This is a genomic window from Lysinibacillus sp. 10T31 (assembly GCF_056394365.1).
The window spans coordinates 59,479-74,614 of the sequence record NZ_JBFTHS010000019.1 but is presented as its reverse complement, the minus strand read 5'-3'; the positions used below and the strand labels follow the sequence as shown (position 1 = coordinate 74,614).

Genomic DNA, 15,136 nt, shown 5'->3' with positions numbered 1-15,136 from the left:
TGAAAAGGCATAGGATGGTGATGGAATGAAGCAACAGCAATATAGTGCAGGGGATATAGTTTTCATTTTTTATCAACATTCATCAATTGATGAAGTAGTAAACATACAGGAAGCTGCAGTAGTGAACAATCCGGATAACTCACAGGAGCTGGCGCTATTCCTCTTTGAGACGTACTATCCGCTAACAAATGATATGTTAATATTTACGAGCGAAATGGATGCTGAGCAAGCTTATCATCAGTATTTTCATTGATAGAGGCTGAAAATAATTAGTTTCTTTAGAATTGATTTTCCAACATTAAAAAGTAGCATAGGTTACTAAAGAGCGCTTTACAACACTTTATGAGAGAAAATAAAGATTATTAAGTATTCTCTCGAAATCTTATTCTTTAACTAACTGCGTTAATATAGGGTTCAATAAATCTGCGATCTAATCCATCTGGTAATTTGAATAGTGAGAAATATTGCATTGTCTCTGATTCTTTATAATCAATAACTAAATCGCCTTTAACATTTCTTGTATAATAGACTGCCGTAACGGAGTAAAATTCATCCCCATTCGAAACTTTATGATAATAATCTGTACCTGAAAAAATACCTAATAACTTTAGGTCCTCTATAACTAAACCTGTTTCTTCTAATACTTCTTTTTTTGCGGTATCTTCTAAGCTTTCGCCTAATTCCATCAAACCACCTGGAAGCCCCCAACCTCCATCGTATCTTTTTTGTAATAACACTTCATTTGCGTTATTGAGAATTATTACAACTGAACTAGGTAAAATGATGGGTTGGTGTCCTACATATTGTCTTAAAAATTTAACTTCTTTCAACGGGTGTTCAAACATCCGCTGAAATAGAGGAACTCAGTCTAAGAACGCCACGTCCTGTGGCAACTACTGAGTGACCAACATCGTGTTGGCCCAAAGCCTCCGGCGGATGTCGCAGAATCGGGAAGGAGTTCTTTGTGCGAGCACAAAGTCGATTCCGGACGCAATTATGCCGAGGCATAATTGATAGTATTCCATAGTTACACTCATTTCTGTAATTGTTTTTATCCTTATATAGATGAATTATCTAAATTACAAAAAATCCTCCCTGTATTTGTATAATCCCAATCTTGATGGTAACGCTAAGCGGAGATAATAATCCAAGAAGGGGAGAGACACTATGGACTCATTTCAACCAAATTGTTGGTCGGAGCATGAAGAGCTTAAGGTTGTTATGCTTTGTGCACCTTCAAAATTAGATGTACCAGATTTAACAATAGCTGAAAATGTAGGATGGAGTGCTGCTGTCAATCATGTAAAAGCGATGGAGAATTTCATGGAATTTAAGACAACGCTAGAAAATGAGGGTGTCCAGGTTATTGATTATTCGAAAGAGCTATCAACTGATGTCAAAACAGTAAGTGAGCAGCTTATTAATAGATACTTTGTACGCGATCTTGCCTGTGTTATAGGAAATAGTATTTTCCTTGGGGAGGCAGGTAGTTCGCTAAGGCGTCCAGAGTATCCACATGCACACTCATTATTAGAAAAGTGGTTTCCAGAAAAAATTTTAAAAGTTAAACAACCTTCTACTGCTTTAGAATGTGGAGACGTACTGATTTTAAATAAGGATGCGATACTTATTAATATTGGAATGAGAACGACGCTAGAGGCTGTGGAAAGTATCAAGGATCGTATCTTCCAAGAAGGATTTTCAGAAATTGCGATCATTGATTTACCGAGACGCTCCGATACACTTCATTTGGATATGAATTGTAATGTAACGAATGCTAATCTGTTAATAGCTAAAAACTTTATACGTTATTTTCCTGTACACGTATTTACAGCTCAAACAAGTCGTTTTGAAATGACCGAGCAATTTTTGAATCACCATGGCTTTGACGTTTACTGGCTTGAAAAATATAATACAATCCCTGATATCAATTTTATTAATCTTAATCCCGAAACACTATTGATTAGTAAGCAAGCAACGAAGCAGCAATGGACGAAGCATCCTCTATTGCAAAAGAAAAATTTGATAGAAATTGAGGTCTCGGAGCTTGAAAAAGGCGGTGGTGGCATTCGTTGCATGACATTGCCATTGTTAAGAAAGTAGCAAAAAGGCAGGAAGGTTGATCAAAATGACATCTAAATCAAGGAAAGGGAGGTTGTCTTGGTGGCAGCTTTCGCTTCTCGGTATAGGTTGTACACTTGGAACAGGATTTTTTCTTGGGACAAGTATGGCCATTCATAAAAGTGGTCCTGCTGTTGTGATTCCCTTTTTGTTGGCGGCGATTGCTACGTACATTGTCTATGACGCTCTTGTTAAGATGTCAGTTGACAATCCGGATAAGGGTTCGTTCCGTACTTATGCTAAGCAAGCTTTTGGCAAATGGGCAGGATTTAGTAATGGCTGGATTTACTTAATTTCTGAGATGCTTATTATGGGTAGCCAATTGATGGCGCTTGGTATTTTTACAAAGCTGTGGTTTCCTGCGCTTCCATTATGGGTATCTGCCTCTATTTATGCTGCACTTGCGTTAGTCGTTATTCTTACTGGCATGAAAGGCTTTGAAAAATTTCAAAATATTTTTGGTGCGTTAAAGGCAGCAGCGGTTGTAATGTTTATTATAGTAGCGGTTGTTTTAATAATAAAAGGATTTAATTCGGAATCAACTACACTCGATGCATTGTATGCAAATTATGAAGAATTTTTCTCACAAGGTGTGAAAGGGATTTGGCTTGGGCTGCTATATGCCTTTTATGCATTTGGAGGAATTGAAGTTATGGGTTTAATGGTCATAGATTTAAAAAATCCTAAAGAAGCACCGAAAGCTGGAAAAGTGATGCTTATTGCTATAACTATCATTTTTATAATGGCTATTATGCTTGCCTTGGCGCTTGTTTCTTGGCAGGACTTTAATATTGAGGAAAGCCCATTTATTACAGCGCTTAATGGATATCACATACCTTTTTTTGCAGACATTTTTAACGGAGTGCTGATTATTGCAGGTTTTTCAACAATGGTAGCCTCTCTATACGCGGTCATAACGATTCTCATTACATTGGCAGAGGATCATGATGCTCCAACGGCTTTAGCAAAAAAAGGGAAGATGAAGGTTCCATTTCCTGCATTTCTCTTTTTAGCTAGTGGTTTAATCATAACTATTGTTATAGGCTTTCTTATGCCAGAAAAGATTTTTGAATATTTAGTTACAGCTGCAGGTTTAATGCTAATTTATAACTGGCTCTTTATATTAGTGACATATAGAAAGCTAATGGAACTGACGAAGTGGGAGCATGTGAAGAATGGTATCGGAATGTTGCTCATTGTGGTGACGGTGTCTGGGACGTTAGGGGAAAAAACAAGCAGACTCGGTTTTTTCGTGAGCCTGCTTTTTATCATCATTATAGGAATTGCGACTTGGATTGTCATGAAAAGGCAAAAACACGGTAAGCATGTTTAACATCTTTAGGCGGGTGTCCAAACATCTGCTGCTGACGCTACGCTTTCGCGCAAAAAAACATTTGTACCTGTCGCTACGCTTTCGGTACAAAAACCATCCGCTGAAATAGAGGAACTCAGTCGTTGCCACTTCCTGTGGCAACGACTGAGTGACCAACGTCTTGCTGTTGCCGTTGCCGCTTCGCTTTCGCGCAAAAAACATTTGTTGGCCCAAAGCCGATTCCGGACGCAATTATGCCGAGGCATAACTGATTATTGTTCTTTGTTCTGTGGAAAGATCAGAGAATGTTGCATGCGTAAAAAAGGACATTTCGATGCACTACTATTATCATCACTTAAAAAATACTGCTTCCATTCATAACTACCTTCTTGCCCATACCATTTTAAATCAGTATGAGCTGGAATAGCGTCGTATTCGTTAATGCGTTGACGAATAAGCTTCTTTAATTTTCGACCAAAGACAGTAGAGTCGTTCATTTCTTCAAATATCCAGCGTGGCTGAAAGGCCATTAATAATGTAGAAAAATTACGACTCTTGCGCAATTTATGTGCGGGCGTTGCACAAGACACAAAATAAGGCTCACCGTTAAAACAAAATTCCCATTCATGATGTGCAGGATCGGTTGGAATTTCCTTTGGCCAATCGATATCATCAAATTTAGTTAAATTGTTTAAAACTGACCAAAATAAATTTCTATAATCCTCAACATCGAAATTTTTATGCATATCATTAGGGGTTTTGAAGAAAATGGTATGTGTTGTATATTTCCCGAATGTTTTAGAGTACTTATCGTATTCCTTTAAGCATAGTGCTAGCGTCTTTATCGATTGCTCCTCTCGTGGATCTCCGATAAAACTATAGCGAAGCTCATTCGATAAAAAACCTTTTCTAGCTGGAATACAGGGAAACGTATTTGCTTCATCTGCAACCATGGCAGCGAAGTCGGTATACGCTGACTGTTGCCATAATGGAAGTGTTTCAAAATGATCTTCTATCCACTTCTTGTCTAACACTGCTACTTCCACTTATGTCTCCTCCTTCTATACATCCTTAGACTATTAAAGAAAGAGTAAAAATGTGACGATGTAACTGTGTTAGCAATTTCAAAATGGTAGCAGTAAGGAACATCACTAATAGTTCTGATTTTATTATAGAAAAATGGCTTAATGATAGGAACCTGCAATGCTTGTCAGATAATGAAAAGCATGCGGGTTTTCTTTTATGATTTTGGGTTAAAGACCTTTTCGTCTAGAATGTTTAATGCATTATGAATGTCTTCTAAATCTTTGTTAGATGCATGTTGGATAAGTTGTTGAAAGCGCTCTTCTATACAGGCGAATGCTTTCGCCATTATTTTTTCTCCATCTTCAGTAAGGCAAACATAGTGTTTTCTTCGATCTTCGGTATCGCTAATTTTTCCGATAAACTTTCTTTCCTGCAATTTGCGTAATTCACGGCTTGTATTAGGTAAGGACATATGCTGACAATCACTGATTTCAGTAGGCGTAACTGGCTGGCTTACTTTTATATATTCTAAAATTTTATATTGTACAGGTGTAATATTATCGATTTTAACGTTTTGAGTTAGATCATGTGTTACTTGATGTACTGATGTTGTAAATGCTACGAACTGATTAAATAATTCTTTTTTGTCCAAATGTGTTCACCTCTTACAGAAAAGATAACAAAAAACTTATCTTAAAACAATTATCATTTGACAACTAAAGTTAGATGATTTATTATTTTGTTATCAAATGATAAGTAATGGAGGATGCATGATGAACACATTAGTTATTTATACATACCCCAATCATAAAAGTTTGAATTATGCTTTTTTACAGGAGGTTATGAAAGGCTGTAATGACAATCCTTTCATAAAGGAGATTCAAATACTAGATTTATACGAGGAGCAATTTGACCCGCTTTTAGTATTTCATGAACAAAAACGCCGTCGTGATATGTTTCGTGATTCAAAGCTTGAGAAATATCGAGAACAAATAAGGTGGGCTGATAAAATCGTTTTTGTATATCCGATATGGTGGGGAAGGCCGCCGGCAATGCTTCTAGGGTATATTGATCAATTGTTTGCGGCCAATTTTGCTTATAAAGATAAAAAAGGACTATTTCCTGAGGGGCTTCTTAAAGGAAAATCAGTGGTGTGTATTTCGACAATGAAGGGGCCAACAAAATATCCACTATTATGGCTAAATAATGCTCATAAAATATTAATGAAAAGAGCGTTATTTAATTATGTTGGCATTAAACAAGTGAAGTTTTTTGAATTTGGCAATATGGAAAGTCAGAAGGGGAGACAAAACAGAAAACTCGAAAAAGTTTATCAATATTTTAGAAAAGTAGCTTACTAGTTCGTCTGCCTAATAGACTCGTGCGGACGAAGACTGATCTCCTATTCGTTTGTACGAGTCTGATCTAACCCCTTTCAGCGGGCGTCCAAACACCCGCTGAAAGAAGTTAAGCCTCCGGCGGATGTCACGGAATCGGAAAGGAATGCTTTGTGCTAGCACAAAGCCGATTCCGGACGCAATTATGCCGAGGCATAATTGACTAATGGCAGTGTTACAAAAAACGTTGTGAATTCGGCAGGCTTGCTTTCAACAGTAATGGTTCCGTTATGCATATCGATGATTTTCTTTACAATAGATAGTCCTAAACCACTTCCGCCATTCTCAGCTGTTCTCGATAGGTCAGCCTTATAAAATCGCTCGAATACATGCTTTTGTTGTTCCGTTGTTAAACCGATACCGTTATCACGAATGCCAATTGTGATCGTATCCATTTGTTTTGTTATTGATATTGTAATGGTGCCAGCAGCTGGCGTGAATTTAATGCTGTTGCTTAGTAAATTCATCCATACTTGATTCATTAAATCTTCATCCGCCATTAGCGAAATGTTTTCTAATTGCATATCCATGTCGATATTTTTAGCTAGCCAATTTGGTTCCAGCGTTAGAACGACATTGCGCAATTGCTTATCAAGTCGGTAATGCCTAGGCTCGAAGGGGTGATGTTGTGATTCTAACGACGTTAGCTTTAGTAAATTGTCACTAATTTTTGATAGTCGATTACTTTCCATCTCAATAATTGCTAAATAATGCTGTCGCTTATCCTCAGGGAGGTCAATGTTTTTCAATGCTTTAGCAAAGCCATTAATAGATGTTAGAGGTGACTGAATTTCATGAGACACATTCGAGATAAATTCTTGGCGCATTCTTTCCATTTCACCTAATTCGACTGCCATATGGTTGATGCCATGTATTAATTGACCGAATTGGTCTTCATCTGCTTTGAGATCTAATTTGACAGTAAAATCACCTTTTGCAATCCGGCTTAATGCATCTACAATCGTATTCCAATAGTTCCGTTGCCTTTTTAGCCCAATTAAAAAGGTGATGATGACTGAGCAAGCAAAGAGAACAAAAACACCAACTACGGTCCATAATTGAAGCCAGAAACCTTGGGGATGTTTGCCTAACCAATCATAAATCCAGGACGTTATGTGGTAAGAAATAAAAGCAAAGACGATGCTAATGATAAGAAGAAGAATTAAAGTTAAAAAAAGCTTTAAAAAATTTTTTAGTCTTCTCATGAAACAAGTTCCAATCGATAGCCTAGGCCGCGAATTGTACGAATAGAAAATCCGCTTGTTTCTTGAGGGAAGCGTTGACGAAGTCTTTTAATGTGAACATCGACTGTACGTTCATCACCTTCATAGTCGTAGCCCCAAATTTCTTCGATTAGCTGTTCACGTGAAAAGGTTTTTCCAGCATAGCTTGCTAACGTAAATAATAGTTCAAATTCTTTTAAACGAAGTGTTAAAGATTCACCATTATACAAGACTTCATGTGTATTACGATTTAACTTAATATTGCCAGCTTCCACAAGTTGAGATAAGGAAATATGGTATCTTTTAAGTATTGATTTCACACGAACGATTAGCTCTGCTGGCTCAAATGGTTTAACAAGATAATCATCTGTTCCAAGATGAAAACCCTTTACCTTTTGCGAGGTTTCTCCCTTTGCGGTTAGCATTAAGATTGGTAGATTATCATTAAATGAACGTATTTCTTCGCATAATTCCCAGCCATTCATATTTGGCATCATAATATCCATAATAATCATATCCACCTTATCAGAATCCAATTTGGACAGTGCATCCACACCGTCCGTAGCTTCAATTACCTCTAAACCTTCATTTTGTAAAAATACCTTAACTAATTCTCGAATATGCGCATCATCATCCACGACTAATAGTTTGGTCATGCTAACAAATCCCCCTCGTTATTCCTCTTTAATACGTAATTGTTGCTTTGCAAACTCTCGATACATGTCATGAGTCTCAAATAGAGTTTCATGTGTGCCACAACCCGTAATATGTCCTTTCTCCACAAAAAGTATTTGATCCGCATCTACTACTGTTGAAAGGCGGTGTGCGATTACAATAGTTGTCCTACCTTGCATTAAATTATCTAATGCTTTTTGAACATAGATTTCCGATTTACTATCTAGACTAGACGTTGCTTCATCTAACATTAATATTTGAGGGTCGCGCAAAAGTGCTCTAGCGATAGAAATTCGTTGTCGTTGACCGCCAGAAAGCTTAATGCCTCGTTCTCCTACCTCTGTATCAAATTGCTCGGGTAGTTCATAGATAAATTGATCGGCATAGGCCATTTTGGCAACTCTCTCAAGCTCTTCATCCTGCACTTCTCTGTCAATACCGTAGCAAATATTTTCACGAATCGTACCAGACAGCAGTGCACTCTCCTGAGCAACATAGCCGATTTGACTTCTCCAAGAATGGAGGGAATACGTGTCGATAGGGGTTTCTCCTAGTGTAATACGTCCATTAGTAGGCTGATAATATCTTTCTAACAGAGAAAAAGTTGTTGTTTTCCCTCCGCCACTAGGTCCGACGATGGCCGTAACTTGACCTGGCTCAATGGTAAAATTAATATTTGATAAAATCGGTTCTTCTCCATAAGCAAAATCAACATTTTTTACGTAAATCGGCTGATCCACGTTTTCTAATGTGTTTCCTTCGAAAATATTTTCCTCTTCATGCTCAAGTAATGCACTGATTCTTTCTGTAGCACCCATTGCTTTTTGAAGCTGTGTAAAGAACATCGTTAATTGGGTCATCGGCATGATGATTTGGATTAAATATAAAATAAATGCCACCATGTCGCCAGCTGTAAGCTCTCCAGAAGAAACTCGTACACCACCATAACCAATAATGGCCACAAGTACTGACATTAATACAAACGAAACTAGTGGCGAAATAAGTGCATGGATTTTAGCTTCTTTTAAGCCAAACGTAAAGAGGTTTGTAATTCCTTTCTTGCCACGCTCATATTCTATATTTTCGGCATTTGAAGCTTTTACTAAGCGTGTCTCAGGTAAAACTTGATTTAGCACGGACGTAAATTTTGCTGTCTCATCTTGCATTCCTTTTGAAATAACAAACATACGTCTTCCTAACAGCAATAAAATAATCATAGCAAGCGGAACAGCAATCAGCATGACTAAGGTCATTTTCCAGTCTAAAATTAATAGGATAATGATTGACCCAATAATAGAAATAACACCAGATAAACAGTTCGCAAGGTGTTCCGTAATGAGCTCCTTGACAACAGCTGTGTCGTTCGTAACACGACTTAATGTTTCACCTGTATCGTTCTCATCATAATAAGGAATCGGTAAATGAAGTAGCTTTCTCCAAAGTTGATCTCGTAATCTCGCGACAACATGATGCCCGACACGATTTAAATAATAAATAGAAAGTCCACTTGCAATTGCTTGCGCGATAAAAGCAATACCTAACAAAAGTATTTGCCAATAATCGAGTGATGCTAATGAAAAGCCATCGACTAATTTTTTAGTAAATAACGGTACGATAAAGCCTACGCCAGTAGTTGTTAAACTCATAATTAATGCAATGATTAAAAGCCATATCGGCGGTTCTGCCTGTTTGACTAAGCGAACAAAGCGTCGCCAATCCTTCGTTTTTGTCGTATCTTTTGATGTCTCCTGCAACGTAAAAATCCCCCTTAATTTCATCAACAATAAAATATAAATCTTTTATGTTACTAACTATAGCATGTCAATATGAACTGAATATGAAATGAGAATAGATGATGATTGTGATTGAGATGTATCCGATTTATTCTAATTTTTTTGTAGAAATTCAAAATAAGTTCCTTTTTTTGGAGAAATGTCATACAATATTATAAACCGACAGTCGGTTGATTGAATGTGGCATCTAATCTTACGGAAAAATATAATAGTCACCATGTTGACATTTTAAAAGTCGTTATGTATTATTTAGTAAACATGGTGACTAAATAGAGAGGTGCTACATATGGATTTAAATCTTTTATTGAAGGAATTGCATTTTATGCAGCAAAGCTATGCGACTTTGTTTTCAGTTGTCAATAAAGTTCAAATAAAAGGAGATGAATATTTAGAGGTATTAACTTCGAGACAGCATATGGCTCTTATTGCCATTGCCCATTTACCAGTAGAAAATACAACACTCGTAAATATCGCTAAAAAGCTTGGTACAACTAAGCAGACTGCGAATAAGTTAATAACGAGTCTAGTGAAAAAAGGATATGTCCAAACGATACCAAGTAAATTAGATAAAAGATCGATCAATGTTGAGATTACTTCAGCGGGAAAAATAGCATTAATTACTTGTTCGGAGAAGTCTACTTACTTTTTAGCAGATATCTTTAAAGACTTTACAACTGAGGAAATTGAAACATTGTGGAAGCTATTGCAAAAACTTTATCGTTTTGATGGTGAGGAACTAGATGGCTATGAAGAAACGGTAAATATGGAGGTTGAGGAACCAGAACAGATTTCAGACTTCCAAGAGAGAGTTTTAACAGAGTTATTAAAACGACGATACGGAGATGAAAAACGCCATGATTAAAGGAGACTCATCATTTTTTTATCCTCAAAAAGCAAAAGATACTGAGCAGAAGTTAAAAGAAAAAGTTTATCTTATGAAACGTAAAATAAAGAAATCTGCATATGACATTAAGGAAAAATTTCATCGGAAATCAAAAATTAGTCGTACTGGAAATTATGTATCCATTATGGTGGGGTTCTTATTGTTAATAATGTCTTGGAGTGCGCAAATTGAGTGGCTCATTTGGTTAAGTACTATAAGTATTTTTAGTAATGTCTTTCTTCTTACAACACAAATCATTCTACACTTTCAAAAGGGTCATGAATGTTAAAGGAAGGGGTCTAATGAATGGAATCACAGATTAAAAGAAAAGGCTTTTCAAAAGATTTTAACCTGATGGTGATTGGGCAAATTATTTCTATTTTAGGATCTGCGCTTTTAAGGTTTGCCTTATCACTTTATGTACTAGATATTACAGGACGTGCAGATCTTTTTGCAGTACTATTTGCGATATCGAGTGTCCCAATTTTACTAGCACCGGTAGGAGGAGCGATTGCTGACAGGTTTAATCGGCGCAATTTAATGGTTATTTTTGATTTCACTAGTAGCATAATTGTTTTTATTTTCTTTGCAATGCTAGCGATTGGTAATAGTTCCATTTTGCTAATTGGTGTTGTGATGGTACTGCTTTCCTTTGTTAGTGCTATGTATGCACCTGCAGTGATGGCCAGTATTCCAGTACTAGTAGAAGAGGAAAAACTTGAACAAGCAAATGGAATTGTCAATGGTATTCAATCATTATCTAATGTAGCTGCTCCTGTATTAGGAGGAATACTATACGGTTTGATTGGCTTAAAAGTGCTTGTCATAGTGAGTGGTGTGTTCTTTTTCCTTTCTGCCATATTAGAGATGTTTATTCATATACCATTTATGAAACGAGAGCAGAGCGGACATATTATTCCGACGCTTGTAAATGATCTGAAAGAGGGCTTTAGCTATGTAGTGAAGCAATCTTTTATATTCAAATGTATGATTTTAGCGGCATTATTAAATTTATTATTAACACCGCTGTTTGTTGTAGGGGTACCGATTATTCTCCGTGTTACTATGCAAAGTAGTGATACGCTGTATGGAGTAGGGATGGGGTTAATCGATTTTGCTACAATTTTAGGAGCTTTATCAATGGGGTATATGGCGAAAAAAGTGGGTATCAATAATTTGTATTTTTGGGTTTTTATCACTGCCTTATTGATTGTTCCAATGGCTCTAGCAGTTACGCCTTTCATGCTTCATATAGGTTACTATCCTTCTTATACTTTATTTGTCGGTAGCGCACTGATCATAGCTATGATTCTTACCGTTATTTCAATATATGTTATTACGCTTGTACAAAAAGAAACACCTAATGAAAACTTAGGGAAGGTCATGGCTATTATCATTGCTGTTTCACAATGTATGGCACCAATTGGGCAAATATTGTATGGCGTATTATTTGAAGCATTTAGTGTTAAAGTCTACGTTCCTATTTTAATAATTAGTATTGTTATGATAGTGATGGCAATAGCAACTAAGAGAATTTTACGATTTGAAAAGAGCGAGGCAACAGAATGATTCACTTTTATTGTTAGGTATAACAAATAGATAATGACCGCCATTTCCGTTATCTGCGGACTAAAAGCGCGGGAAATCAACTTTCTAAATTGATTTCTCGCGCTTATTAAGGTTTTGACTTGTTCTGTCCAGGCCTCTTGACATTAGTACCATCTTCTCCGACGCCTAGTAGCTCTTCTTTGTCGTGGAGGCTGAAACTCAGCAGACGAGAAGCTTGGTTGAGGAATACTTTCAATATCAGTAACTTTATGAATTTGATGTTCCGGGAATTCTACATTTGAAAAAGCGATATTTTGAGTATTGTTCAAGAGTGGTGAAGATAGCTGATTATATTCCACATTGTCTTCTAAATAAGCTGCTTCAGTAGAGCTAGTAATGTTTTGAGTCCTAGTTAAGAGAGGGATAGTTTGCGGAGTATATTCTATTTCGTCTTCTAAATATGTTGTTTGCAAAGAAGCTTGAGTGTATTCTACTATTTCTTCAGTTGGAGTGATGTGTGGAGTAGTGTTCAAGAGTGGTACAGTATGCTCATTATTGCCCATAACAATAGTCGGGTCTTCGTGATGTTGTTCTTGCGAATGCTCTACTTCATGCTGGTTTTCAGCATGTGGCTCTTGCACAGGGTGAACGTCCTTCATGACGAGTATTGGTCGCATCATGTCATGATCTTCATGTTCTAAGAAATGACAATGCCACATATACTGGCCGACATGATCTTTCCAATGCATAATAATTTTCGTAACTTTCCCAGCTTCAGCTTTTACAGTATCCTTCCAACCTTGCTCATAGTCATGAGGTTTTTCAGGGGGACCTGTAAATTCCAGTCTACCTTCATTTTGATATAGTTCCATATCGAAAGGGCGTCGTTCTAGTATTTTAAATTGAATTAAATGTAGATGAATAGGGTGATCAAACTGCGTGGCATTAATGAAATTCCAGATCTCTATACTATCAAGTGCAGGCTTTTCAGTAGTAGGGTCATGATACATACGATTATTTAATAATAACATTGGTCGACCAAAATCATCTGTCGTAGCAGTTAATGGTAAGTGTCTCTCTATATGTGCATCATGAGAATGTAAATCCATTGATACTGCGAGTCTTTCTGGTATTTCACTAGAATCCTCACACTTTAAAGGAAGACACACGTTAAACTGCATGATTTCTCTTGTATGTTCATCAATGAAATCTTCATCAGAATTGACTAACGTTATTTCCTGACCTTCATATTTTGAAAAATCGACAATGATATCTGTTCGTTCTGCCGGCAATAACTCAACAGATTGAATTTCTTGGGGAGCTGTTAAAAAGCCTCCATCTGTTCCGATTTGTATCATGGGCTCACCATTTGAAAGGCTAATGACATAACCTCTTCTATTGGAGCCATTGAGAAAACGAAATCTATATTTACGAGGTTCGACATTTAAATATGGCCAGACTTTCCCGTTTACAACGATTGTATTACCAACAAAACCAGGAGTAATAGATGGATGTACGGGAACTGGGAATGGTGGTTCATCAGGATAGAAAAGAGAGCCGTCTTCATTAAATGATTTATCTTGAATTAAGATGGGGTACTCATAGTCACCACAAGGTAGGTTAGAACGCTCCTCAAGTGAATCCCGAAGTAAATAAAAACCGGCTAATCCAGCATACACATTTAAACGAGTAAGCGCCATTGCATGATCATGGTACCATAGTGTTGTGCCGGGTTGATGATTGGTATATTCATGTATTTCTTTACTGAATTTTGGACCTGTATGCGTATAATCTCTTGTATACCATGCCTCGGGATGGCCGTCACTCTCCCAATCTACATTTGCGCCATGTAAATGTGTAACAGTTCTTACTTCCTTTGAATCGTTTGCCGCATGAAGTGTGTAATCGACGGGTAAGAAGTGCTGTAAGGGCAATTGATTTTTATATCTAACATAAATGCTTTTGTCTTTTGTTGCCTCAATTGTCGGTCCGGGATAAAGACCGTTATAGCCCCATATGATCGATTTTGGGAAATCTTTATGGAAAGAATGCACTGCTTGCATCATTTTAAGTTCATAATAATCTTTTCTCTGTTGGCCCTTATAATATTTAGGTTTAGCGGTAACCGGTTTTGGCAGCTCATCCACAAATTTTGGTATTGTCGCTGGATCTGTAGGATTAACTTCTTTAGTCAAAACATCACGTCCCTTTTCAATTCTTAAAATTGCTCATTACCTTATCATATGGGTAAAAACAATAGGCAACTAGGACAATAATGGAGATATTTGTACTTATAAAAAAATATCTCCATTTAACTATGTTATTTGTGAATTAATTAAGGTTTTTAGTGGGGAAATTTACGTCCTATTTGCAATGGTGAATAGGGATTTTTACATTGAAAGGGATACAATTTTTAAGGGGTGAACTAAAAAGAAAAAAATTACTACACGAATCATTTGAAAACGTTATTCTATCAACGTACAATATATGAAATTAAGAAACACGACAGCACAAAATTGTTGTATAATGTTGTGGTATGAGGAAAGAAAGCAGGTTGACAAAAATGGAAAGCAAAATGAATGTATACGCAGTTAAAAACATGCAAAAGCATCAGGCATTCGTGTTAAAGAATAAGCTAGATGTGAAACTTAAGGTGAATATATGAAAAACTGGTTGATTTTCATTTCTGTCTTTATGGTTTCATTGTCACTTGTCATCAGTATTTTAGTACTCTGGAAAGCCGAGGCTCCATTCCGTTCAATTGAAGAGCAGGCTGAACAGTTGGCACTCGATGCCAAAGCCCTCGCAATTGTCTCGGAGTCCTACACATATAATGGCAAACATTCGTATGTCACTGTATTCGGGGTAGATGAATATGGTGAAAAAAAAGCTGTCTTTGTTCCGACGAATCTAAAAGCTGATTCAATTAAGGAAGTATTTTTAAAAGATGGTATTACGGAAAAACAGGCATTATCGGTTTTAAAAAAGGAAGGAAATGTACAAAATGTCCTCAATGTAAAATTAGGCTATGAGGAGCCAGGTGCTGTTTGGGAAATTACATACCTAAACGATCACGATAAGCTCAACTATGTCTATATTATGTTTAAGGACGGCGACTGGTGGAAGCGCATTACGAATTTATAAGAGGAGTAGATCCC

Annotated in this window: 16 protein-coding genes; 8 read left to right on the top strand and 8 right to left on the bottom strand. The window is 36.8% G+C overall.

The window, feature by feature from the left end; all coding sequences use genetic code 11:
- The first annotated feature begins 25 nt into the window (after window positions 1–25).
- The gene (locus tag AC1DCY_RS12805) at window positions 26–253 is read left to right on the top strand and encodes a transcriptional regulator SplA domain-containing protein (protein ID WP_477350627.1); all 228 of its coding nucleotides are present in this window, start codon (window positions 26–28) and stop codon (window positions 251–253) included.
- Window positions 254–389: 136 nt separating this feature from the next.
- On the opposite strand, the gene AC1DCY_RS12800 is transcribed toward AC1DCY_RS12805, so the two are convergent.
- Entirely contained in the window at window positions 390–830 is a 441-nt protein-coding gene (locus AC1DCY_RS12800) for an NUDIX hydrolase (protein ID WP_477350625.1), read from the bottom strand.
- Window positions 831–1,167: 337 nt separating this feature from the next.
- On the opposite strand from AC1DCY_RS12800, the gene AC1DCY_RS12795 reads away from it, so the two are divergent.
- Both AC1DCY_RS12795 and AC1DCY_RS12790 read left to right on the top strand, forming a co-directional pair.
- Window positions 1,168–2,103 (top strand): arginine deiminase family protein, encoded by a 936-nt coding sequence (locus tag AC1DCY_RS12795; protein ID WP_477350624.1) that lies wholly within the window; start codon window positions 1,168–1,170, stop codon window positions 2,101–2,103.
- A 25-nt stretch (window positions 2,104–2,128) separates the two neighbouring features.
- On the top strand, window positions 2,129–3,454 hold the full coding sequence (locus tag AC1DCY_RS12790) for an amino acid permease (protein WP_477350622.1): 1,326 nt from the start codon (window positions 2,129–2,131) through the stop codon (window positions 3,452–3,454).
- Window positions 3,455–3,459: 5 nt separating this feature from the next.
- Here the strand turns inward: AC1DCY_RS12790 and AC1DCY_RS12785 are convergent, their stop codons facing one another.
- The 3 genes from AC1DCY_RS12785 to AC1DCY_RS12775 form a co-directional block, all read right to left on the bottom strand.
- The gene (locus AC1DCY_RS12785) at window positions 3,460–3,648 is read right to left on the bottom strand and encodes a hypothetical protein (protein WP_477350621.1); all 189 of its coding nucleotides are present in this window, start codon (window positions 3,646–3,648) and stop codon (window positions 3,460–3,462) included.
- Between the two features lie 57 nt (window positions 3,649–3,705).
- Window positions 3,706–4,479: a YqcI/YcgG family protein gene (locus AC1DCY_RS12780; protein WP_477350619.1), complete on the bottom strand. Its 774-nt coding sequence runs from the start codon at window positions 4,477–4,479 to the stop codon at window positions 3,706–3,708.
- 194 nt (window positions 4,480–4,673) lie between these two features.
- Complete coding sequence (locus AC1DCY_RS12775) at window positions 4,674–5,111, bottom strand: MarR family winged helix-turn-helix transcriptional regulator (RefSeq protein ID WP_477350617.1); 438 nt, start codon at window positions 5,109–5,111, stop codon at window positions 4,674–4,676.
- Window positions 5,112–5,232: 121 nt separating this feature from the next.
- Here AC1DCY_RS12775 and AC1DCY_RS12770 point away from each other — a divergent pair, with 121 nt between their 5' ends.
- Complete coding sequence (locus AC1DCY_RS12770; protein WP_477350615.1) at window positions 5,233–5,820, top strand: NAD(P)H-dependent oxidoreductase; 588 nt, start codon at window positions 5,233–5,235, stop codon at window positions 5,818–5,820.
- Window positions 5,821–5,999: 179 nt separating this feature from the next.
- Here AC1DCY_RS12770 and AC1DCY_RS12765 read toward each other — a convergent pair whose 3' ends face one another.
- Genes AC1DCY_RS12765 through AC1DCY_RS12755 form a run of 3 tightly spaced genes read right to left on the bottom strand, consistent with a single transcriptional unit; the run spans window position 6,000 to window position 9,508 of the window.
- Window positions 6,000–7,061: a HAMP domain-containing sensor histidine kinase gene (locus AC1DCY_RS12765; protein WP_477350613.1), complete on the bottom strand. Its 1,062-nt coding sequence runs from the start codon at window positions 7,059–7,061 to the stop codon at window positions 6,000–6,002.
- The gene (locus AC1DCY_RS12760) at window positions 7,058–7,735 is read right to left on the bottom strand and encodes a response regulator transcription factor (RefSeq protein ID WP_477350611.1); all 678 of its coding nucleotides are present in this window, start codon (window positions 7,733–7,735) and stop codon (window positions 7,058–7,060) included. Before AC1DCY_RS12760 ends, AC1DCY_RS12765 begins: the two co-directional genes overlap by 4 nt.
- Before the next feature lie 18 nt (window positions 7,736–7,753).
- A complete protein-coding gene (locus tag AC1DCY_RS12755; protein ID WP_477350610.1) occupies window positions 7,754–9,508 on the bottom strand; it encodes an ABC transporter ATP-binding protein in 1,755 nt (584 codons plus the stop codon).
- Between the two features lie 325 nt (window positions 9,509–9,833).
- Between AC1DCY_RS12755 and AC1DCY_RS12750 the strand changes: the two genes are divergently transcribed.
- The 3 genes from AC1DCY_RS12750 to AC1DCY_RS12740 are packed head-to-tail and all read left to right on the top strand — an operon-like array spanning window position 9,834 to window position 11,999.
- Complete coding sequence (locus AC1DCY_RS12750) at window positions 9,834–10,409, top strand: MarR family winged helix-turn-helix transcriptional regulator (RefSeq protein WP_477350608.1); 576 nt, start codon at window positions 9,834–9,836, stop codon at window positions 10,407–10,409.
- Complete coding sequence (locus AC1DCY_RS12745) at window positions 10,402–10,719, top strand: hypothetical protein (RefSeq protein WP_477350606.1); 318 nt, start codon at window positions 10,402–10,404, stop codon at window positions 10,717–10,719. Before AC1DCY_RS12750 ends, AC1DCY_RS12745 begins: the two co-directional genes overlap by 8 nt.
- A 17-nt stretch (window positions 10,720–10,736) precedes the next feature.
- Window positions 10,737–11,999: an MFS transporter gene (locus AC1DCY_RS12740; RefSeq protein ID WP_477350605.1), complete on the top strand. Its 1,263-nt coding sequence runs from the start codon at window positions 10,737–10,739 to the stop codon at window positions 11,997–11,999.
- A gap of 143 nt (window positions 12,000–12,142) precedes the next feature.
- Here AC1DCY_RS12740 and AC1DCY_RS12735 read toward each other — a convergent pair whose 3' ends face one another.
- Window positions 12,143–14,173 carry a multicopper oxidase family protein gene (locus tag AC1DCY_RS12735; protein WP_477350604.1) on the bottom strand — a complete coding sequence of 677 codons (2,031 nt, stop codon included), beginning with the start codon at window positions 14,171–14,173 and terminating at the stop codon, window positions 12,143–12,145.
- 466 nt (window positions 14,174–14,639) lie between these two features.
- On the opposite strand from AC1DCY_RS12735, the gene AC1DCY_RS12730 reads away from it, so the two are divergent.
- The gene (locus AC1DCY_RS12730; RefSeq protein ID WP_477350602.1) at window positions 14,640–15,122 is read left to right on the top strand and encodes a cell wall elongation regulator TseB-like domain-containing protein; all 483 of its coding nucleotides are present in this window, start codon (window positions 14,640–14,642) and stop codon (window positions 15,120–15,122) included.
- The last annotated feature ends 14 nt before the right edge of the window (window positions 15,123–15,136 follow it).